Annotated in this window: 15 protein-coding genes, 1 tRNA gene and 1 pseudogene; 5 read left to right on the top strand and 12 right to left on the bottom strand. The window is 39.5% G+C overall.

Going from position 1 to position 21,234, the window contains the following annotated elements:
• Positions 1-119: 119 nt before the first annotated feature.
• From I8751_RS29625 to I8751_RS13900, 5 genes and pseudogenes are all read right to left on the bottom strand, one after another.
• Positions 120-662 (bottom strand): annotated as a pseudogene (locus I8751_RS29625) (ATP-binding cassette domain-containing protein); the annotation flags it as partial.
• Between the two features lie 1,246 nt (positions 663-1,908).
• Positions 1,909-4,161, bottom strand: coding sequence for a peptidoglycan DD-metalloendopeptidase family protein (locus I8751_RS13915; protein WP_318780322.1), 2,253 nt, complete (start codon positions 4,159-4,161; stop codon positions 1,909-1,911).
• Positions 4,162-5,122: 961 nt separating this feature from the next.
• Positions 5,123-5,584 carry a tRNA (cytidine(34)-2'-O)-methyltransferase gene (locus I8751_RS13910; RefSeq protein WP_214439751.1) on the bottom strand — a complete coding sequence of 154 codons (462 nt, stop codon included), beginning with the start codon at positions 5,582-5,584 and terminating at the stop codon, positions 5,123-5,125.
• 292 nt (positions 5,585-5,876) lie between these two features.
• Positions 5,877-7,016 (bottom strand): glutamate--cysteine ligase, encoded by a 1,140-nt coding sequence (gene gshA / locus I8751_RS13905; RefSeq protein ID WP_214439750.1) that lies wholly within the window; start codon positions 7,014-7,016, stop codon positions 5,877-5,879.
• Between the two features lie 238 nt (positions 7,017-7,254).
• Positions 7,255-9,126 carry a phospholipase D-like domain-containing protein gene (locus I8751_RS13900; protein ID WP_214439749.1) on the bottom strand — a complete coding sequence of 624 codons (1,872 nt, stop codon included), beginning with the start codon at positions 9,124-9,126 and terminating at the stop codon, positions 7,255-7,257.
• A 433-nt stretch (positions 9,127-9,559) separates the two neighbouring features.
• Between I8751_RS13900 and I8751_RS13895 the strand changes: the two genes are divergently transcribed.
• On the top strand, positions 9,560-10,027 hold the full coding sequence (locus tag I8751_RS13895; protein ID WP_214439748.1) for a hypothetical protein: 468 nt from the start codon (positions 9,560-9,562) through the stop codon (positions 10,025-10,027).
• Between the two features lie 52 nt (positions 10,028-10,079).
• Here the strand turns inward: I8751_RS13895 and I8751_RS13890 are convergent, their stop codons facing one another.
• From I8751_RS13890 to I8751_RS13880, 3 genes are all read right to left on the bottom strand, one after another.
• Complete coding sequence (locus I8751_RS13890; RefSeq protein WP_214439747.1) at positions 10,080-10,958, bottom strand: bile acid:sodium symporter family protein; 879 nt, start codon at positions 10,956-10,958, stop codon at positions 10,080-10,082.
• Positions 10,959-11,066: 108 nt separating this feature from the next.
• Positions 11,067-15,563 (bottom strand): AAA domain-containing protein, encoded by a 4,497-nt coding sequence (locus I8751_RS13885; protein ID WP_214439746.1) that lies wholly within the window; start codon positions 15,561-15,563, stop codon positions 11,067-11,069.
• A 17-nt stretch (positions 15,564-15,580) separates the two neighbouring features.
• A complete protein-coding gene (locus I8751_RS13880; RefSeq protein WP_214439745.1) occupies positions 15,581-16,498 on the bottom strand; it encodes a histone deacetylase family protein in 918 nt (305 codons plus the stop codon).
• A 156-nt stretch (positions 16,499-16,654) separates the two neighbouring features.
• Between I8751_RS13880 and I8751_RS13875 the strand changes: the two genes are divergently transcribed.
• Complete coding sequence (locus tag I8751_RS13875; protein WP_214439744.1) at positions 16,655-17,698, top strand: mechanosensitive ion channel family protein; 1,044 nt, start codon at positions 16,655-16,657, stop codon at positions 17,696-17,698.
• 54 nt (positions 17,699-17,752) lie between these two features.
• On the opposite strand, the gene I8751_RS29620 is transcribed toward I8751_RS13875, so the two are convergent.
• The 4 genes from I8751_RS29620 to I8751_RS13860 form a co-directional block, all read right to left on the bottom strand.
• Positions 17,753-18,277 carry an S-layer homology domain-containing protein gene (locus I8751_RS29620; protein ID WP_225894147.1) on the bottom strand — a complete coding sequence of 175 codons (525 nt, stop codon included), beginning with the start codon at positions 18,275-18,277 and terminating at the stop codon, positions 17,753-17,755.
• Positions 18,240-18,548, bottom strand: a complete 309-nt coding sequence (locus I8751_RS29615; RefSeq protein WP_225894146.1) for a hypothetical protein — start codon at positions 18,546-18,548, stop codon at positions 18,240-18,242. Before I8751_RS29615 ends, I8751_RS29620 begins: the two co-directional genes overlap by 38 nt.
• A 26-nt stretch (positions 18,549-18,574) precedes the next feature.
• Positions 18,575-18,787 carry a hypothetical protein gene (locus I8751_RS13865; RefSeq protein ID WP_214439743.1) on the bottom strand — a complete coding sequence of 71 codons (213 nt, stop codon included), beginning with the start codon at positions 18,785-18,787 and terminating at the stop codon, positions 18,575-18,577.
• A gap of 211 nt (positions 18,788-18,998) precedes the next feature.
• Positions 18,999-19,071 (bottom strand) — tRNA-Arg (locus I8751_RS13860).
• A gap of 351 nt (positions 19,072-19,422) precedes the next feature.
• Here I8751_RS13860 and I8751_RS13855 point away from each other — a divergent pair.
• The 3 genes from I8751_RS13855 to I8751_RS13845 all read left to right on the top strand — a co-directional run.
• Positions 19,423-20,082, top strand: a complete 660-nt coding sequence (locus I8751_RS13855) for an Npun_F0813 family protein (RefSeq protein ID WP_214439742.1) — start codon at positions 19,423-19,425, stop codon at positions 20,080-20,082.
• 139 nt (positions 20,083-20,221) lie between these two features.
• Entirely contained in the window at positions 20,222-21,073 is an 852-nt protein-coding gene (locus tag I8751_RS13850) for a hypothetical protein (protein WP_214439741.1), read from the top strand.
• 18 nt (positions 21,074-21,091) lie between these two features.
• Positions 21,092-21,234: sigma factor-like helix-turn-helix DNA-binding protein (locus I8751_RS13845; protein WP_214439758.1), on the top strand; the 143-nt coding region annotated here is incomplete at its 3' end.

Here is a 21,234-nt window from a genome sequence, read left to right as displayed (position 1 = left end):
AAGTTAAGCCTGAAGATGATTCAGTAAACTTAAGAAAGTTAATTTATAGAGGAATTGTTAAGTTTATCTAGATAGAATTTGTAGGTATATCGAAGCGTACTAAATTTCTGTAGGTGAGACTATAAATGAATCTGTAGTTGGGCTAAGTGGGAATACAGACCACCGATCGCCATTAGTTCTTGGTGCTTTCCTTGTTCAACAACAATACCTCGGTCTAAGACAAGGATATGGTCAGCATAGCGAACGCTAAAGAGGCGGTGAGAAATGATCAAAGTGGTACGGTACCGACTCATGCGAGCTAAATTCTGTTGAAAGCAGCGTTCCGATTCTGCATCCAGACCATTAGTTGCTTCATCAAAAATTAAAATTTTTGGATTCCTAATCAATGCGCGGGCGATCGCAATTTTTTGGCGTTGTCCGCCAGAAAGCATTAAACCCCGTTCTCCTATTTGAGTGTTATGTCCCGAAGGCAAAGTTTGGATAAAAGTATATATATCTGCTAGCTTGGCAGATGCGATCGCCCGGTATGGTAGAGCTTGATCACACAATAAATGGTCTGCGCCAAATGTTTGCTGTGCTAAGAGTAACTGAGTTGAAACTTCCCGCCCGACAGTTGTATCAAACCCTAGCAGACGCACTCGACCCTGACAAACTAAATACAGAATATTATTGCTATTATCTTTAATTTCCTGAACTATAGCGTAATTAGTTAGTTCGTCACCTAGTTGAAACTCTTGAACAGTCCAAGATTGGCTAAAGTCTGATAGTAAGTTTGTATCCCCTGCAACTACCTGTAAAAGTTTGATGATAGCCGCTTCTGAAGTGAGAGATTGTTGGTTAGTAGTGTGTTTTTTCAAATCTCTCTGAACTCTTAACAACGAAGAGGGATACATGGTTTAGCTTGGTTTATATTTGAATTTTTATAACTATTCTTTTAAAGTATTTATAATATTCAAAATTAGTGATTGATTACTTAAACAATGTGGTTTTGAATAATCATCAGCTATTGATGATTATGATTAAAGTTAGATTTGTAGTCTCGTAGCTTTACTAATTTTTAAATCGGATTTATTAACTTTCGTTGAAGGGAATTTTTATTCATAAGTGCTATCAACTAATTTAAAAAAATTGATATTGATACTGAATCTAGAAAACTATTTTTTTGATCAATTTACAATTGATAATTACCGATATTGTTACTCAAAAAAATCGAAGTTAATTTTTTTATCGTATATAATAATTAATCTGTACATAAACTTAGTAATATTCGTAACTAATACACAAGTAGAAGAATACTGTTATTTTTTGAAGTCAGTATTAATTCAGAAATATTTAAAATTTTCTTAACCATACTTACATTTTCCTTATGTTCATCAAGTACCCGGAAAATAAAATCAAAAATTGGAGATTTATTCTGTTTTAAATTAAGGTAAAGTCCCGTTCAAAACACAGATAATAAAATGTTCATGAAAATTGTTATGTATCTTTAGTTACAAACTTTAGTGAACAAAAGAACAAAGGCTGCCAAAAATAGCCTCCAATTTCTGTAACATCAATTTACTGAACTGATCAAAATTACAGCGGTTTTATAACGATCTTCCCCTGCTCCCCGAAGTTTGCTTAGAGGAGCCAGTGCGGTAAGGCAGCACGGTCTTGGGGGTTCCCCCATAAGCAACGGCGTTGGAAACCCTCCGACGCTCGCAGACTCGCTCTAAGCGTTCGCGTCTCGTAGAGAAGCCATGCCGCAGGCTTTACGCTTCGCTATGGCAACTTCTCTTCCTGCTTCCATAACGATGGGATATTTTTTAGTTGGAAGTCTCTTATTTGGGGCAATTAAAAACAAAAGAGGAAGTTAATTAAACTCCCTCTTATAAATAAGATAACTATTTAGTTAGAGCCAGGTAGAAACTACATGCGGTTCTGGTTCGGTAGTAAAGCGATGGGATTGACTGCTCCCTTACCTGATTGATGGATCTCGAAATGGGTGTGTGGACCAGTACTAAAACCAGTACTACCCATTTTGGCAATTATTTCTCCTTGACTAACTTGCTGACCTGCTCTTACCAGAATCTTGCTGTTATGAGCATAACGAGTCATACTGCCATCTTGATGGCGAATTTCTACAAGGTTGCCATAGCCACCCTTATTCCAGCCAGCTTTTTCTACCACACCGTCTGCTGACGCTTGAACTGGTGTGCCAGTAGCATTAGCAACGTCAATTCCCTTGTGCATTCTGCCCCAACGCCAACCATAGCCGGAGGTGAATACACCCTTTGCGGGCCAAACATAGGCAACAGAAGACGATGAAGGAGGGGGTATAGTCTCGTCAATCGGTTTGGGTAGATATTGATCTACTGCTGCCAATGGTGGGAGAGGGAAGTTTGGAGAAACAGTTGTTCCTCGCGATTTCCCTAAAGAATCAGCAGCATTAACTCCAACTGGAGGTGTTGCTATTCTCGTACCAGATGTTTTAGGAGAAGTAGCGAACTGACCAGCCGTTTGATTAGGCAAGAACTCTGGATTTATTGGCTCGTTAGTGGAGCGAGCAGCACGGAATTCTGGCTTAATTGGTTGAGTGCTATAGCTAGGTGCTATTGGGCTAGGAACGGGAATTGTTACTGCAAAATCTTTACGTTCCGAAACGGGTGTTGATACCGCAAAATTATTAGGGATAGCAACCGGAATCGGCACAGCAGCAGTATTATTATTGCTTTCAATATCAGTTTCTGCTGGCGCAACTACATTCCCGGATTGTTGGGCGCGGTATTTTTCCTGTAACCTTTGGATTTCTGCTTGTAGGCCTTGCAGACGTTCATTTTTTGCTCTTGCTACCTTCTGTCCTGGTTTTTTAGACAGCTGCATTTCGGCAAAAGCTTTTGGCACTGGAGTATCACCACCCACGCCATCAGTATCGACATTTGCGGGGGTTGGGTTGGGTGCAATCGCAGTATTTTCCTTTACCTGGTTATTTGCAGGTGCTGGAATTGGGATATTAACGCTACTGTTATCGGCGACGATTGATACCTGTGAAGCCGCAGAACCAGGGTAAGTAGCTACCTGGGAGTTGCTGGTTGGGTTAGCTACAACTGGAATTTGGATAGCGCCAGGTTCAACTTTAGCAGCAGGAATAATCAGTCTTTGGCTGATTTTCAGTTGATTGGGATTGCTGAGATTATTTGCCTTAACTATTTCTGAAACTGAAGTATTGTACCTGCTAGCGATCGCCGCTAGTGTATCTCCAGGTTTAACTTCGTAGGCTTTAGCGGCCGATGACACAACAGCTTTTGGTGTGGCTGGTATGGGTGCTGTTGCTACTTGCTGCGTCGGCTCACTCGTTTCGCTTGCCTGTTTTAACCTCAATAAGAGGTCAGCTTGGCTGGTATCACTGAGACTTGACGACTGTTCTATTACCGTGTTGCTCGTACTTATTGGCGGTAATTTATCTACTTCAGTCGTTGCCTGCGCTAACTCAATTTTAGCTTTTGATAAATTTGTGGACTCCTTAGACCCCAACTCCGCCAGACTTTTTCTTAAACGGTTAGATTTTTCTTGTAAGCGATTTAGTGCAAACTCTTGTTGTGCTTTGAGTTGAGCATTAACTTCAGTACTATCAACTGCGCTTTGTTGTGCCTGGGTTTTCAGGAATGAATTTTGTCCACCAGCAACACCATCAACACTAGATAGTTGTTGTGCGGCTGTTTGTCCTGCCTGCAACAATTGGGATTGCTGGTAGATGAAAGATTTGTCAGCCGTTGTTTTGGAAACAGTATCTGATGCAGGAACTGACACAGACATTCCGCCTGCTGCAACTTGCCATTTAGCTTCAAGCCCAGGTAATTGTGAAATTGCTGTTGGCTCCACGATGACAGGGTTTTCTGGCACGCTGGCTGATGAAACTATTTGAGTCTTCAGCTTTATGGAAGCAAATTTCATTTCAGTGTTAGGAGCAGCCGGAATTGTTGAGGCGGCCTTTTGACTACCTACAGGTGCTGCTGCTTGGGCTTGATCACTTTGCCGAGTCACCAAAAGGCTAGTTGCGCCCATTGAGATTGCTAAGCCAATCATGGCGGCTTTTGTCCGTACTCGACGGTTAACCATTGGATTAACTGTATTTAGCTGTTCTAACGGGGCACCATCACTGCTGGGGGTATTTTTCAGCACAGCCTTCACTCTTTTTTTCAATGCTCGTTTCAAAGACGACCTCCTATGATCACTAGCGCTTAACTGAGTCTCGATTTTTTCAGTCGGATACTAGTCAATGATTTAGATCACATCAAATTATGGATCAAGATCACATTCATCAGAGATACTTAGGCAAGATTAACCTGCTTCTCTGATTTAGACAAGTTCACACCTGTTAGCAAAACGTAAAAATTGCTGTGCTTACTTGTCCTCTCCACTCCTCAACACCCTAGAATATGTTACTTTTGGCAGTTATCTGCGCCTATTTTGCTTCACTAGCTGTGACTGGAAAATATATATTTACCAAGTCCGTTGTAGCTGCGAGCAATTTAAGTTGCTACGACTTCTGGAAAAGCGATGCCCCCTGCTGTAGATATCTTCAAGGTTTTTCTACCTGATCCGTCTTCCCAACATGAGACTTTACGTTGATTATTCCCTAGAAAACAACCGTACAAACTTATAGCTACTTTTGTCCTCCTGAGAAATACCTATTCATTCAAAATATCTCAAATGCTTGATAAGACAAGGTTTTAACCTTTTTATTCCTCAAGCCAAAACTATTCAAATTCATCAAAATCTATCATTTAAATTTGGTATGTCTGGAAATCTAATATACAAATTTCTTATGTCAACCCCCTTTGTTGAATGAGTATTTCTCACCAATTTCACATAATTTTATAGTTTTTAGTATAAAAATGTACTTTAGCTTGTCAAATTTATGGAAGTAGTTTTTATTTTCGCTAATGCAATTGAATTTGCTCGCGCTTTTAGATGTTTGATCTATCCCATAAACCCACAGAAGTCTTGACCCACAGCATGTCGTTATGGACTAAGAAATTATCTTTTAGTATCTCACGAATAAAAATGATGTGGATTATCCTGAGACGAATATTTGGAAACTTTTTAAGTGTAAGTACTGAGTACAAATTATGGATAAAGACTATAGTAAACAGCCCAACTGACGACGGGCTTCAAATAAACTGACTGCTACACTCACTGAAAGATTCAAACTGCGAACCTGAGGTTGGGCCATAGGGATATGAAGAGTTGCATCACAAGCTGACAAAATCGCTGGTGATAAACCAGTGGTTTCACTACCAAAAAGTAACCAATCATCGTTTTGAAATTGGAACTGGACATAATTAAAACTGCCTTTAACACTGAAACCCAAACATCTGCCTCCACGCTCTTGGTGTATGGCTTTAAAGGCTTCTAGGGATTCGTGATAGTGCAGTTTGACATAAGGCCAATAATCTAAACCGGCTCTTTTGAGATAGCGATCGCTAATTTCAAATCCCAAAGGCCCAACTAAATGTAATTCAGTAGCTGTAGCAGCACAAGTGCGAGCAATATTGCCTGTATTTGGGGGTATTTGCGGATTGACTAAAACTACCTGAGGCATTGACCGTATAACTTTTATTTTGTATAAAATGATATTTTTACCAGAGCAAATCTACCATAAGATAGAGGTCATTGATAGGTTTTATTAATAAATATCAATTGACTTCTATCGATTAGTTTTTTAAAACAAAAAATAAATTCTCCCAGAGGATTATCTGAGAGTATTTTTCACCTGTATTAGGCAACATGACTTTTTTTGGAGACAAAATACAGTAAATGGTTGTATTTGTAGATTTTTCTGGAATTGGTTAGATATCCAGAAAATCTACTGTTGGTATGAAGACAGAATAGTATTAAACCACTAGGGACGAACACAAATTGTTTTCTAATTCCAATTCGCGTTCTTGCGTGACTGCAATAGCCTGGGTAATGACGCACTGGCTATCAAAACCAACTTTGTGCAATTGCAACCACTGTTGAGCTTCATTTCCTTCGCGGAGGATTTTATGCACAGGAGAAAGAAAGCAGCTAAAACCTTGTTGTTTGGCGATCGCCCAAACGTCCTGGTAAAGTTCAGTAATCCAATCTCTAGCTAAAATTCTTTTGCCATCTTGCCAATGTGTCAGTTGAGCATCAAGACTACTACTAGCTGCTGCTGCTTCGTTGCTAGCAATGAGGGTGACTAGTTCTTCAGGAGAAAAAATACTTTGGATTAACGGATCGATGCTAGGATTCTCTATTATTTGCAACAGACGCGCTTCTAGGAAGGCAGTAATAGCTAGCAAGGCAATCGGATCTGTGACTAAATCGCAAATTCGCAATTCTAAACGATTGAGGTTGTATGGACGGCGATCGCCATTTGGTCGCACTGATGACCACAAATGCCTTACGTTTTGCATTGTCCCAGCAGCTAGCTGATTTTCCACCCATTCAATATGATGGGCGTGGCTAGCAAATAATGGCACATGGACAGGCGTTTGTGGGAAGATTCCCCAACGGGTAGAGTGATAGCCAGTAGTTTTGCCATCTAGGAAGGGAGATGAGGCGCTAAGAGCGAGAAATAGGGGTGCTTCTGTACGAATCACCCGACAAGCCCGCATTAACACTTCCGGGTCGCTGATGCCAATGTTGATATGAACGCTGGCGGTAACTACTTTTGTGCCGTAGGTTGTCTCTATGTAGTCGTGATAGGGGTTAGTAGGGTCAGAGCGAAAAAAGCGATCACTATCACCTAAAGATAGAGTACTCCCTGGTATCAGAGTGTAATTACCCAAGCGTTGGAGATAGTTTCGTAACTCCCGCCTGGGACGCAACAAGGCGCACAAGAGATTCTCATAATTGCTGGATGGGTTGGTTATGTATTCCACATTGCGGCTATCTGGCTCGCGCATAAATCCATCCAAAGATCCGACAATTTTGTCGGAGAGACCGACTATTTCACCTTGAGGTGTGCCAGTGTACATCTCAATCTCAAAGCCTTTTAATAGCGCCACTTTATAAATTCTCCTCGGCTCTCCCTGCTTATAAATTGTATCTAATTAGACGAATCTCTGCATCTGCAATTTGAGCTAATCCAAAGTTAAGAATCTTTTACTCCAAAGTACTAAGAAAGATAGATGTTTTGACTATTCTATGTAATATCACCTTTAGCAAAGTATAAAAAATGAACATGATGCAGAGGCGTGGAGTAAGAGGTTAAAGTCGGCAATTTTAGGAAGAATGTAACGATGTTTAGGTTTTTCGTGGTTTCCTTGCCTTTTTTTCTATAGTTGGTTTTTCCTGATGTTGTTTTTGAGGTTTTGTATGTTGCGAGATAAATTTATCAGGCGAATCACTCTCATGGGCAATATGAAGACGTAAAAACTGTGCCCATATTTCGTCATTAAGTAAGTTTAAAGCAATTTCATAATTATGAGTGGCGATCGCACCTATAACTTTACGCCATCCTTGTTGTAATGACTCAATATAAGCTTCTTCAATAGCAACTTGATTTAATAATGAAAGTGCTATTTTAAAAATTTCTGAATCTGCTTGTATATTATTCGATCTTAATCCTTGAAGTGTTACATTCAACCATACAGGCAAAAGTTCCAACCAATTATTTTGCTCGTTCTCTTGGAGTGCAATATCTTCCATGCTTAACGCACCCCAAATACATAAAGACTTTACACCTAGTTGATAATCGCGGTTTTTTAAAGCATTTTGCCATAGTTCTTGAGCGTGATTTTGAAAGCGATTAGCGAGAAATGTATAAGCTTCTTGGACTTGCTGAGGAATTGTAACTTTATAGACTGATTCACCTCTTGGTAAGTAGTCACCACGATAAGAAAGCCAGTTATGAGATCCGCAAAGATAAATTTCTCGATCAACTATTACTTCTTTGACATGGGAATCTCCCAACCAAAAAACCTGTACAGATGGCAAACCATCAGGAGTTTTTATTGCCCGCAGTTTTTCTTCTATTTCTGGGGAAATTTGTTTATCTTCGTCTTCTTGTCGCCGTGCAATTCCATATCCAATTAAAACCCAAACTCCACGATTTACTAATTTTTGTAGCAGGCTCAAGAATTTATCATCTATAACTGCTTGAGTTATCCAAGGTGAATAAATCAGAATTTGACGTTTAGCTGAATTTAGAACTTCTGAAAAAGATTGAGGAATTTGTCTATCGCGTAATTGTATAGCTGTACCTTGTTCTGATAAGCTATTTTTTAGCGCCTGCTGTCGAATCTTTTCAAGTTTTACTTCAATTTCTAAATTTTTCTGATTTAGGATTGCTTGACGTTCAAAATTGATGGTTTCATCTGACAATTCACATAATGACTGCAAAGATATTTTTCCTTCGGCTTGTAATGATTCCAGCAAAACTGATGCCGATTCTAAAATGTGCTTGCCGTTTCTTAATTGGATGCTCAATTTATCTTCAAGAACATCGTAAAATACGAAAAGTGATATTTTTTCCCCAATCGTTTGATTTCCACTTATTAACTTACAAAAAGTAACAATTTTGCCTTCTTCTGGGACGTGAAAACCTAACCCTGAAGCTTGAATACTTTGTTGAATTTCTGCAAGTGATAATGAAGAAATATCAGGATTTTTATTATCAATAGTTATAAACTTTGCTAAATCAGGTAGGTTTAATGAAATATCGTTTAAAGGTTCAGACTGAAAAGTCAACTTTTTATTTAGAAGATCTGAAATAGCATAAAGTTGGACAGAGTATGGAGGCTGTGGTACAGAACCTTGCTCATAAAATAAACGACCTTCAGGGGTAACTGTAATTGGGGATGTTGCTGATAGAGTTTGTAACATTTTAAGATTTGCAGTTGTACTGCGGACAAATATAGGATCAAGCCCAAGTACAGATGCTAATTCGTCTTCTGTTGGTGGAGGGTTAAATTCAATTCCCGCACGGATGATAAATTCTTCGAGTACGTTAAATTCTCGTGGTTCTTTAATAGTGATTTCTACACGATTTTGATACAAATTATAACGAAATTGACGCGCTGCTAAAACCGATAAACTAAGATTTTGCGCTTCAATTTCGTCTACTAAATTTTTGAGATTGTCATCAATTGGTTTAGCTGAAGAGGCGAGAAACATCTATGAAACCTCCATGTAGACGCACGATGTTATTGATATTTTGCAATGTTTAGTATAAAAGGGCACTTAAAAGTTATTTAAACTGCTTTAATTTACTCCTTAAGATATATAAATATACTAGTAGGCATAGTGGTATTGTTTTCACAGTATGAATTCCAACTGTTTATTTAAAAACAGAAAGTTTAATTGTAATTTAGATGGTTTAAATACGCGCTCATTTTACTGTTTTAACTTTGATATAAAATCCAATAATTATTAAAAAGTTATGCTGGATTGGAAATTTTAAAAATTTAAAACTATTTATATAGCTTTTATCTTAAGTATTGCTCACACGATGGCTACTGTTATTCTATGTAAAGTAATTTAACTGAAATTTATTAGTCTAATCAATGCCGATGTAATTTGGTTCTTATTTTAAAATATGAGGGAATTTATGTTTACTGATTATCAGTTTTTTTGTATAGATTTCTGGCTACCTATTGATTACGAATCAAGTCAAGATGGTGAAAGTTTTATATTTGCTTCTGATACTTTAGATTTAAGTATTGCAGGTTTTTCTCTGATTAATTATTGTTTTGAGCAGCAATCAAATCCAGAAAAAAGTAAATATGAAATCCTTCTAAGGAATCTCGCTTTCCCGTTAGACCTGTATGGAGAAAAATTTGATTTTTTATCTACAAATAATGCAATAGCACTATTGAATGAGATAGATAACAAGTATTCTTGGGAGCTAACTTGTTGGTTGCAAAATTACATTTATCCTGAGTGGAAGCGTCAAAGATTAATAGATATACCTTATATTACTGAATCTTCTGTTTTATTTAAACCAAGTTCCAAAGTTTTATCTTTTGAGTTTTCTAGTCCTGAAGTTTTAGAGTATGTGGGCAATATGGTGCTTTAGTAGCAATAGCATACGGTATTCTATATACCAATTAAAATGAGGCAAACTACTTTTATGCTTTCAACAAGCCTTGGCGACGACTAGCCCACCAAGCAAATCCAGCACCAGTTACAAACATTAGCAGACTATAAATTGCCGCAGGAATGGCCATTGTAGGAGTATTCAGCAGTGCAGGGGTAGAAGCGATCGCGATCGCCAGTGTCCCATTTTGGATTCCTACTTCTATTGTAATTGCTGTAGTGCTTTTTTCTCCTAATCGGGTTAAGGTAGCGATCGCAAAACCTAAAACCATTGTTACGACATTCAAAGCCAGAGTTACCCAGCCGACATCTATTACATAAGAAACAAAATTATTTCGTTCTCGCAGCAACACTCCAGTAATTACCACCGCCAAGAAAAATAAAGACAACCATTTCACAGGTTTATCTACTTTGTCTGCCAATCCGGGTGCATATCGCTTGGCTATCATCCCAATTGCTATAGGTAAAAGTGTAATTACCGCAATCTGCAAAACAGTACTTAAGAAAGGTAACTGTAGCGTTGTTCCTTCTCCTAAAAATCTCTGCATTGACAAATTTATTACCAGAGGAATTGTAAAAACTGTAATTAAACTACTAATAGCTGTTAACGTCACAGAAAGAGCAACATCACCCCCAGCCAAAAACGTAATCATATTAGAAGTAGGGCCACCGGGACAGGCTGCTAAAATCATCACGCCTACGGCTAATTGTGGGTCAAGGGGAAACACCGACGCAATGCCAAAGCCCACAATTGGCAACATAATCAACTGCGCCCCCAAGCCAATCAGCACCGCTTTGGGATAGATTACAACTCGCTTGAAGTCCTCTAGGGTCAAGGTTAACCCCATGCCCAACATGATAATAAATAGAGCCAGGGGCAGAAAAACAGCCGTCAAAAAATTCGCTTCCATCCTTAACCCGCGTTGGTAACAATCAAAGTGTCTTTGGATTGTACCGTGTTCCCGTTAAAATTCTAGTTACTTAAAAATTAAAATCTGAGCTAGAAGATTGTCATAGGTTTAGCTGAACAGGCGAGAAACATCAACGAAACCTCCATGACGACATACAGTATTTGAAACCTCGGAATACATGCCTCCGACTCTACCAGATTGATTAGTAAATAAATCATGACAACCCACAATTACTAGTAGTTCTTGAGCGCGGGAGAAAGCGACATTTACCCGTTCTGGTTTTTTAGCAAATCCTACATCTCCCTGATTATTATTGCGAACCATACTCACAATTACGACAGGTCTTTCCATACCTTGAAATCTATCAACTGTACCTGTGCGAATTTCTAATGAAGGAAAAAGTTCAGATTGCAGGCGCTCATCAATTTTTCGCAGTTGAGCGCCATAAAATGTAATTACGGCAATTTGTTTTTTCGGCTCACCATTAGCAACTTTATTAGACCAAGTACTTTCAAACTGTTGGCACAGACGTTCAATTACATCAATTTCAGGAGTATTAAAAAACGAAGTATGATCACGTTGCTCTTGAAATTCCTTTTCTTGAGGCATTTTTACCCAAATAAGATGATGGTCTTTTTGAATGATTTGACCTACCAGATTGTGTGCGCGTTTAGTGTCAGGTTCTAAAAGACCGCATTCTAATTTACCGTCATAAAACTGATTGATTGCTCCCATAATGAAGGGATGCATTCGATATTGCGTAGTTAGCATCTGTTTGATGCTTTTATCAGCAGCTTCAAACTGACTTTTAAAAAGTGACTCTTCTAAAAATTGTAGTTCTTCTCGTGTGCTGCTAGTTTTTTGAGCAACTTCTTCTAAGGTGCTAGTGTCGAGCATGGGTGGTAGTTGTCGATGGTCGCCTACCATGACTAATTTTTTACCTTTTAAAGCGGGTATGAGTAATTCAGGTGGAGTACACTTACTGACTTCATCAATAATTACCACATCAAAGGATTTAAATTCTTCAGAAAAATCTCGACCAGCTGCTTGTACACAGGTGATACCAACGACGTTGGAGTTATCTAAATAAATGCGCCGTAAGTCATTGCGATCGCGGTCTGTAGGATTTTTGACTTTTGCAATCCAATCTTCGATAAAATGTTGATATCGCCTCAGATAATTTTCCTCATTTTGGAGTTGCTGTTGCCAAGCTTCAAACTGAGTTTTAAGGCTGTACAAAAATTCCCAATTAAACAAGTCGTTACTAATATTTTGAGGTTTTAATTTATCTGGTATGGCTTGCCATTGTGTTTGCCACCAGTTTCTTTCTGTGCTTAAAAATTCGGAAATTTTTGGTTGAAATTGTTGTTCTAATTGGCGTAATTTCGTTTGATTTTCTTGGAGTTGCTGCTGAGAAGTTGCAGCTTCTTCTTTGAGACTTAAAAGATGTTTATCTAAAGAATGTTTAATGTTTTCTAATACAGCAAAAGGTTCTAAAGATGGAATTATAATTTCTAGTTGCTCTGTGCAATTTTCCCAATCATTGACTTTTGTTGTAAATTCTTGGGGTTGTTCCCAAATACTTGATTGCTGATTCAGATACTTTTCAGCTAAAGTACGTAATCTCGTAGGTATGTTTTGCTGCTGGCTAAGTTCTTGTAAAATATTGATAACTCGTCCAAGTTGCAACTTTCCGTTTTCTTTAGCTTTTTCTAATTGAGATTGAATATTAGATATTTGCGGTTGGATGATTTCATGGTTTTGCAGTTCATTGAATTGTCGTTGTAAGTTCTGAAGCTGTTGTTCAGTTTCGGTTTTTATTCGAGAAACACAATGACGTGCATTTTTGAGGATGTTTTCTAATAATTCTTGTGTAATATGTTTGAGAGTAGAGTCGATGTTATCTAGTTCCCAGGATGCGCCATAATTTTTTTGCATCCGACTCAAAAAGCACTGAGTATTTTCAATCAGTAATTTTCGTTGTTTAGAAGTAAGTAATTGATAATCGTTAAACTGTTGGTAAGTTTCTTGCCATTGTGTGCGATCGCTTGTTGATAGCACCATTGGAATCTGGCTTAAAGCTTGTTGTAAAAAATAGCTGAAATTATGTTGATTACCTTTTCTATCAACAAAACCTCCTTCTATTTCATAAGCGATCGCCTTATTTAATAACTTCCAATCTGGCAGATTAATTGTATAATTTTTAGGTACAAGTGGTAATTTCAATGAATTAGCAAACATCCACAAACCAAGTGGTAAGTCTACAAGATTATCTGTTAATGGTTGACCCGATTGTTGACAATGATTGATTACCTGATATATATGATTAGGTGCTGTAGACTTCCAATCTACAACTGCTGTGATAATATAATCAATTTCTCGCTGGCGGTTTTGCAAAATCTGGATGGTTTGCTGTAGATTTTGCTGCTTGGGTAATAATTGTTGATGCTCTGTTTGTAGTTGATGCAAATAGTCAGAATTTTCTTTCACAACTTGCGCGGATGCTGCAACTTCCGACATGGCTATAGTTGCCTCTTGAGCATAACTTAATGTTGTTCTCAATTGCGATAATTGAGTTGCTACAGTTTCACGTAACCAAACTGCTAATCCAAATGCACCACACACAGGAGGGATTAAGCCTAGTTCATCTGTATAATTGATGGCTTGACGAACATTTGCTAGAAAGTTTTTGACTATAACATTCCCTTCTGTATATGGCTTCAAGCGTGGCAAAAAATCTGCAACTTCTGGAGCTTCCCAGTTGACATTTTGGGCAGCATTTAATAGATTATTTAATCCCAAACTTAGAGATTCAGCTTCATTTTTTCGGGCTTCGATTTCCTGATATGCTGTTTCTTGCTCTTGATAATTTGCTTCTAAATCTGCTTTAGCTGTCTGAAATTCATGTTGTTTTTGATGAAATTCTTCCTCTACTTTTAGATATGCCATGAATCGTGGTGACGATGCCAACAATTGACGCAAATTTTGTACATTATCTAAACGTAGAGCAACTCTATTTTCGCAGTCAGCAGCAGTATTTTCCAGCCATCTACCAATTACTTGGTCTTCTAAAAACGGCTGTCCTTCTTCGCCAACTTTCTCGGCTCGTCCTTTACGTATAGCGCGGATGACTGGGTTATGAACTAATCGACTCAGGGCATTATCTACTGCTAAATTAGCTTGAGAGGCAATCAGGGTACGTCCACCACGCAGAGCAACTTGATAGCAAATCTCGGCGATTACAGTAGTTTTGCCTGTACCTGGTGGCCCTTGAATGAGAACTAAATCCTCAGCGGCCAGCACCTTTTCTACTGCTGCTTTTTGACCAGGATTTGCGGAGGATAACAACAAATCCTGTGGTTGCAGTTGCACAGTTTTTTTGATGGGTCTAGCTTGGGATGCCTCAAATAAAAAGTTACCCAAGTAAGGATTTTGGGTATAACCATGATTCAAATCATCTAAGGCTTTTTTCTTGCGCTTAATTTGTTGGATGTCACCAACTGCCTCGAAATACAAGAATCCGGTGGCTGGTAGCTGATAATTTTTTGCTGCTATGTATTCAGCTAAATCGCGTTCTAGCTTGATGCTGATGATGCCACGTTTGGGGTCAACTTCTTCTATAGCACCTAATTGCCGACCGCTATACCAGCTTTGTCCTGTGGGAGTATTCTCAAATAGCTTCACTTCTTCGTTTCTTGCTCGTTTTGCCCGTTCCCAGAAGTTTGCTACATCCAAAGAATTTTCATTAGAACCGTCTAGGGTGGCTGAGGCCACATTAATTTCAAAACTGATGCGCCTCTTCAAACTATGGTTGTGAGCTATATAACGCACGCAAAACTGACGTGCCTTGGCAATATTTTCCTCAATCTGTAAAAACGCTTTCCAAGCTTGAAGTTGCGCTTCTGTTGGTACATGGTCGCCACAGACTGGGGTGGCTGCCATCCGTGCCAAGGCTGTTGACGGAATGCCGATAGAATATTGGTGGTTGGGTAACAGCCGTAAGCGACAAGGTACTGCATAGCCATCGATTTGCCCCCGCGAGGGTTGTAGCAAATGCGCCGATAGGATTTTTAAACCACCGTATCCATCTTGTTGTACGGATGCTCGAAATCCGATAGTTTTTTTGAGTTCGGCTAATCTTGCGGGTAATTGCACATCATCCCAGTCTGTGGCAATTGTCAAGTCCCAAATTTCTTCTCCTGGGTCTCTGCCATTACCCTTGCGACGTACATAGAATAGGCAAGGTTTTTGACCAACACATTCGTACATTAACTCGTTGGCACGCTCCCGCCGTTCCCGAAAGTCAGAATATAATTTCAGGGCAGCTTCACCTTCAAAATTTTGAATCAACTTATCAATTGTCGAACCTATTAATACATAGCCCCAATCTTCTACAGTTTTGACGTTCCCAGAATTTGCGGAAGTTGCAATATTTACATCAGGTTTTTTGGCTGCTGTGCGAATGCGTTCTGCATCCGATTCTAAGATTGTGCTTCTTTGGGTTTTGACTGCAATATTCAGTTGAGCGCAAATAGCTAATAGCTCTTTGCCACCTAAATTCAATTCCTTTAATAATTCAGAAATTCTGACTTTGGCGTTGTTCATTATTAGACAATGCTATCTCAAAGCCTGTACTGCTGATAAACTTGGCTAGCGGCGCGATGTAGCAAAGAGTGCCGCCATACTAAAGACTTCATATCATCGGCATAACCGCCACCAATAACACAGGCAACTGGATAACCTGCACTTACACAAGTACTCAAAACCTGCATTTCCCGCCGAAAAATGCCAGTATCAGTCAAGGCTAATTTGCCCAAGCGATCGCCTAAATGAGGGTCAACACCTGCATCGTAAAATACTAAATCTGGCTGGACTTTTGACAACAAGTCTGGTAAGTAATTGGCCAAAGTTTGCAGATAGGCATCATCCTCCATTCCCACTGGTAAAGGAACATCCAAATCGCTGTTTTGTTTAGTACCGGGGAAATTAACTTCGCAGTGCATGGAGAAAGTAAAAACACTCTCGTCGTTTTGAAAGATAAAAGCTGTACCATCACCTTGATGGACATCTAAATCCACAATCAAGATTTTTTGGACAAGTCTCAGTTTTTGTAAAACGCGACAAGCGATCGCTAAATCATTGAAAATACAAAAACCAGACCCATAACTGGGGAAGGCATGATGAGTACCACCCGCAGTATTGCAAGCTAAACCCTGACTAAGCGCCAGCTTTGCAGTCAGTATTGTACCACCAATAGCTATGCAAGTACGATTCACTAGTGCCGGACTCCAAGGTAAACCGATACGACGCTGTGCTTTGGGGTCTAGGGTTCCGTCACAGTAAGCTTGAACATAATCTGGAGTGTGAACTAATTCAATCAATTCAGAGGGTGGGCGTTCAGGGATGTGAAATTGTTCTATTTGCGCTACATCGTCAGCTAACAGCAATTCATACAGCTGTCGGAACTTGGACATCGGAAAGCGATGCCCTTCTGGCAGAGGAGCAATATAATCTGGATGGTAAATAATTGGCAAATCCATGTTCTTAACTTTTCATTAGTCCGCGCAGGCGGACTTCGTTTGTGTAGTAGCGAATTATATTCGCCCAATACTGCTAACAAGGTAAAATTTAACAAACATGGTTTCACAATAGTGAATACCTAAATTTTTAGTCAAATCTAAAATCTAAAATTGATTATGGTGGAATGGATTCTCCCAATAGCATTTATTTTATTTGGCTTGCTAGCGGGAATAATAGGTGAAAAATTTATCTTCAAAAAGCTGAGAAAATTTGTTGCTGAAAGACAAATTCCAGGTGGTGAAGTTATATTTCAATCTTTGCACCGGATGACATTTCTTTGGTTTGTGCTTGCTGGCTTTTCCGGTGCAATCTTTTATTCTTCACTAAAGCTCGATGCAGATGTTAAAATTCTGCTGCGAAAAATTATTCTGATTATTTTCTTGTGTTCAGTGACGTTAGTTTTGGCTAGAATAACTGCTGGTTTTGTGAATTTATTTATTCGCAGAACTGAAGGAGTGCCAGCATCACTAATCTCCAACCTAGCCATGACTGTCGTTTTGGTTTTAGGAACATTAATCCTCTTACAAACTGTTGGCATTGAAATTACGCCAATAGTCACAACTTTAGGAGTTGGTGGTATAGCAGTTGGCTTGGCACTTCAAGACACATTGGCAAATTTATTTTCTGGTTTTTATCTACTTGTTTCTAAGCAAGTCAGAACCGGAGATTATGTAAAACTAGATGATGGTCATGAAGGTTACGTCACAGATATCACATGGCGTAATACGACTATCAGAGAAATTTCTAATAATGTGATTATTGTACCAAATTCTAAATTGGCTTCGGCGATTTTTACCAACTACCATCTACCAGCTAAAGAAATTACTTTAACAATGAATGTAGGTGTTAGTTATGATAGTGATTTAGAAGAAGTTGAGCAAGTGACTGTCGAGGTTGCTAAAGAAGTTATGCAAGAAATTGCACCTGCTTTAATAGCAATTGAACCTTATATTAGATTTCATACATTCAATGATTTTAGTATAGATTTTACGCTTTATATGCGTGTTAGCGAATACTTTGATCAACGCATGGGTAAACATCTATTTGTGAAAAAATTACACAGACGCTATCAACAAGTAGGAATTTCAATTCCCTTTCCTATTCGAGATGTTTATATGCAAGACAATGGAACAGAAAATTCAGCTATGGAACTCGACTAACTAACTTGTAGAGACGTGACTAATCACATCTCTACAACTCAAAGCCAATGAGAATTACTTTTTACCAGGAGTACGTCCGCCTTCGTCGTTGCTACCTCCGTGGGGACGAGAATTGCCAGGGTCGCAACCTTCAGAACCATTACCAATTCCCTGGTTACAATGGCGACGGGGTTTTACATTTTCTGTCTGAGTTTCAGTGCTATCCTCAGCTACAGCTTGCTGCTGTGTTTGTTCCACGGCATACTGAGAGGAAATATCTGCCACTTCACCAGTGCTGACTAATGCTCTATATATTAAAGCACTGACTTCGGCTCTAGTTGCTACTTTGTCAGCATTCAGAGACTGAATATCAGGGTAATTAACTACAATACCTCTTTCTGTAAGTGCCGCGATCGCACTACGAACATCACTACGAATTGCAGCAGCATCTGTGTAAGCTGCCAAAATCGACTCTGTGGAACCGCTAAAAGTGTAGTTAAGTCCTCGCGCCAATGCTACCAAAACTTCTAAGCGAGACAGGCTTTGAGTCGGATTGAATTGATTACCTACATTCCCTAAAAAACCTGTTGAATAAGCCAACCGTTGACAAACCCTCTGCTTGGAACTGACTAGCGTTGATAGTTTGGGAACTGCTGAGGAAAGTGACTCGTTGGTTACTAACTTGAGTGAAGTAGTCGTAGGAGGTAGTACCTGTATCAATCATGCCATCTTCGTTGGTGTCAACACCATAAACGGTGCGAATGACTTGATACTGTGTCGGATTAGTAGACAAAATCAGGTTAACTGTGGTGTTAGCTGATAACAATTCAAATTCGCTATAGCCAATAAAGCGCTTCTGTAGATCATACAATCTCACCACCACGCGATCGCCTGCTTTTAACCCTTGAGCGAATTTCGCCTTGTGCTTAATTTTATATTTGTAATAGCTAACAGTTGTTGACCTTGAGCATTATTAAGTATTTGTGTGTCGGTGGTAGATAACCCTGAAGCTGCGTAGGCAGAAACTACTGGAGAGAACATTGCCACAGATGTTGCAGCAAAAACGACTTTGCCCAAATAAGCTAAGGAACGCGGATTTATGTATTTCATCTGATTTATTAATCCCGTGGGGTGAATGAAACTAACATTTCTATTTACGCTAAGCTGGTTAGTTGTTAGTTGTTAGTTGTTAGTTGTTTTTTATCTGGTTTAATACCCTAACCCCAGAATGGTCTTAAAAATATTTTTGCTACTGACTACTAACCACTGACCACTGACAAAACCCTACCCATAAGGGGATAGAGTTTTTAGTTAATTAAAACGAGCGCGGCAGGGTTCGAACCTGCGACCAACGGATTAGAAATCCGTGGCTCTATCCACTGAGCTACGCGCCCAAACAAAATTATTGGCTCTAAGAGAGCCATCCACCCAATTATATCCTTCTTCCCTAACAAGAAGCAATCTAAAATTGCACATTTTCTATATGCAAGGCTAAGATGCAAGTCGCTGTATAGTCGATTTACACTAAAAACGCAGCAAATAGGCTATTCATTAGCTATATTGTTTGGTCAATGGGTGGTGTTGGTGTAAATGCCCTTTGGGCGGCTTACTATAGGGTAGCTAAAGAGCGATCGCGAGGCTAACCCCAATATCACGCTAGGTAATCGCACTCTTGGCGATACTGCCAAATCGGATTATAGATCGCATATCCACAAAGCCCCTGTGAGGAGTTATTTGCTAGTGCCATGTTTATTCTGAAGCGGCAGGATGTTGAGATATCGAGTATTCAGCACCCAAAACGGGATCAGCAAGTGCCGATCCTCCATTATCAGGGGCAAACTTTTCGCTTGATTAGCTTGTTCAAAGCTAGCCAGGAGGAAGAAGCTAGAGCCTTGTGGAGAGAATTAACCGATAATCGGGGCAAAGCTTGTGTTTTACTAGAGGAACCAGATCGTTTTAGCGTCTGGGGTAAAGTGCGCTTAGATCAGTTAGGTGGTGACACAGGTAGTCATAGCAAGACAGGGATTTTCATCCAAGCCAGTATTTTGCTGCTACAAGCCGTTTATATGGAAATTGAAGAATTTTTAGGAACTCGGCAAGCCTCATTATTTCAGAAAGATATTGCAGAAGTATTGAGAAAGCAGCAATTCCCGGAAGTATCTACCCCAGAAGCAGTTAAACAGTTGTTAACCATCAACCCTCTAGAGGCTGCCAAACTTCCCGCTTGGCAAGATAATCATCTGATGATTTTCTTACAAGAATTGCATAAACTAGGCAAAACATATTTTGGTAATGCTAACTTTGCTCATCAAGTAGTTGATAGATTACAAGATATGCCAGAAGCAGAGCGATCGCTGTTTATCAGTTGGCTAAATCAATCTTCACTGAGTAAACTGTGGCAATAGCATGGAAAGTGTTGGAAAAATTGCGGCTAATGGCATTTGCTTTTGGCGTTCAATTGTGCATCATTGGACAGATAAACCGCTACCTACACAGTCCTGCACATCAAAAAACTGCCACAGTGCATTTACCTAGTCAATTCCTATGAGTAGCTCATACAAAGATTCCTACCGTTCCAAATCAATTCTCACCAATCAAAACATCGTCTTGGCTAGCATCGGCTGGGGCGTACTGGCGCTGTTATACTTTTTGTTATTCAGTGCCAAAGTCCCAGGCGTAGATGGCGTAGAAAGCCGTGCCGAGTGGTATGTAATTGGTACAAATATTTTTGAAGCTTTCGCTTACCTGGGTGCCGGTATTTTATGCTTGAGGAATTGGCGCAGCCCGCAAATCGTCAGTAGTCGGAATGTTTGGCTCGCAATTGCTATAGGTATGCTGTCTTATTTCCTGGGAGGGATCTTTTTCGGCTATACCGAAATCATTTTAAATGAAGAACCAGATGTATCTATTGGCGATGTATTTTTTGTACTGACTTATTTATCTCTTGGCGCAGGCATGATTTTAGCTGTAGCATCCAGACGAATTAATCTCGAAAAATGGCAATGGCTAATAGTGTTCGCAATTGGACTTTTCGGCAGTTTGCTAGCATGGTGGATTTCTATGCAACAGGCAACATCTACAGAGCTACTAGTAAGTATTTTGAATTGGTTTTACGTAGTTAGTGATGTGTTTTTGTTGATTATTGCTACCATACTCTTACTTGCTTTCTGGGGAGGACGAGTTGCCCAGTCTTGGCGAATGATTGCAGCGGCCGCGTTTTCGCTCTACATTGCAGATATGTGGTTTAAATATGCTCAAGGGCCCAACTATCAAAGTGGAGAGATATTAGAAGTGTTTTGGGTATTTAGTGGAGTTTTATTTGGCATGGGCGCTGTTCTGGAACATGACGCATCATTGAGCCGAAATCGGCGGGAGCGTGGGCGAAAACGAGCTTAAAAAATTTTGGTATCTACCGTGAGAAAATTAACAGATTCTGACAAGCAAGAAATTCTGAAGTTATATCGAGAAACTGCTGAAACAACCTCAACTTTGGCAGAACGCTATGACGTGAGTAACTCCACAATTAGCCGCCTGCTCAAAAGTACCTTACCAGAAGA

It is taken from the genome of Atlanticothrix silvestris CENA357 (assembly GCF_016056295.1).
Taxonomy (GTDB): domain Bacteria; phylum Cyanobacteriota; class Cyanobacteriia; order Cyanobacteriales; family Nostocaceae; genus Atlanticothrix; species Atlanticothrix silvestris.
This window is presented reverse-complemented; position numbering and strand designations above follow the sequence as displayed.

Excerpts from the sequence above, each read along its gene's own strand:
- I8751_RS13855 (WP_214439742.1), top strand. The coding sequence starts at position 19,423 with ATGTTTATTCTGAAGCGGCAGGATGTTGAGATATCGAGTATTCAGCAC.
- I8751_RS13895 (WP_214439748.1), top strand. The coding sequence starts at position 9,560 with ATGTTTACTGATTATCAGTTTTTTTGTATAGATTTCTGGCTACCTATT.
- I8751_RS13910 (WP_214439751.1), bottom strand. The coding sequence starts at position 5,584 with ATGCCTCAGGTAGTTTTAGTCAATCCGCAAATACCCCCAAATACAGGC.
- I8751_RS13850 (WP_214439741.1), top strand. The coding sequence starts at position 20,222 with ATGAGTAGCTCATACAAAGATTCCTACCGTTCCAAATCAATTCTCACC.
- I8751_RS13885 (WP_214439746.1), bottom strand. The coding sequence starts at position 15,563 with ATGAACAACGCCAAAGTCAGAATTTCTGAATTATTAAAGGAATTGAAT.
- I8751_RS13865 (WP_214439743.1), bottom strand. The coding sequence starts at position 18,787 with ATGAAATACATAAATCCGCGTTCCTTAGCTTATTTGGGCAAAGTCGTT.
- I8751_RS13900 (WP_214439749.1), bottom strand. The coding sequence starts at position 9,126 with ATGTTTCTCGCCTCTTCAGCTAAACCAATTGATGACAATCTCAAAAAT.
- I8751_RS13875 (WP_214439744.1), top strand. The coding sequence starts at position 16,655 with ATGGTGGAATGGATTCTCCCAATAGCATTTATTTTATTTGGCTTGCTA.
- I8751_RS13880 (WP_214439745.1), bottom strand. The coding sequence starts at position 16,498 with ATGGATTTGCCAATTATTTACCATCCAGATTATATTGCTCCTCTGCCA.
- I8751_RS13890 (WP_214439747.1), bottom strand. The coding sequence starts at position 10,958 with ATGGAAGCGAATTTTTTGACGGCTGTTTTTCTGCCCCTGGCTCTATTT.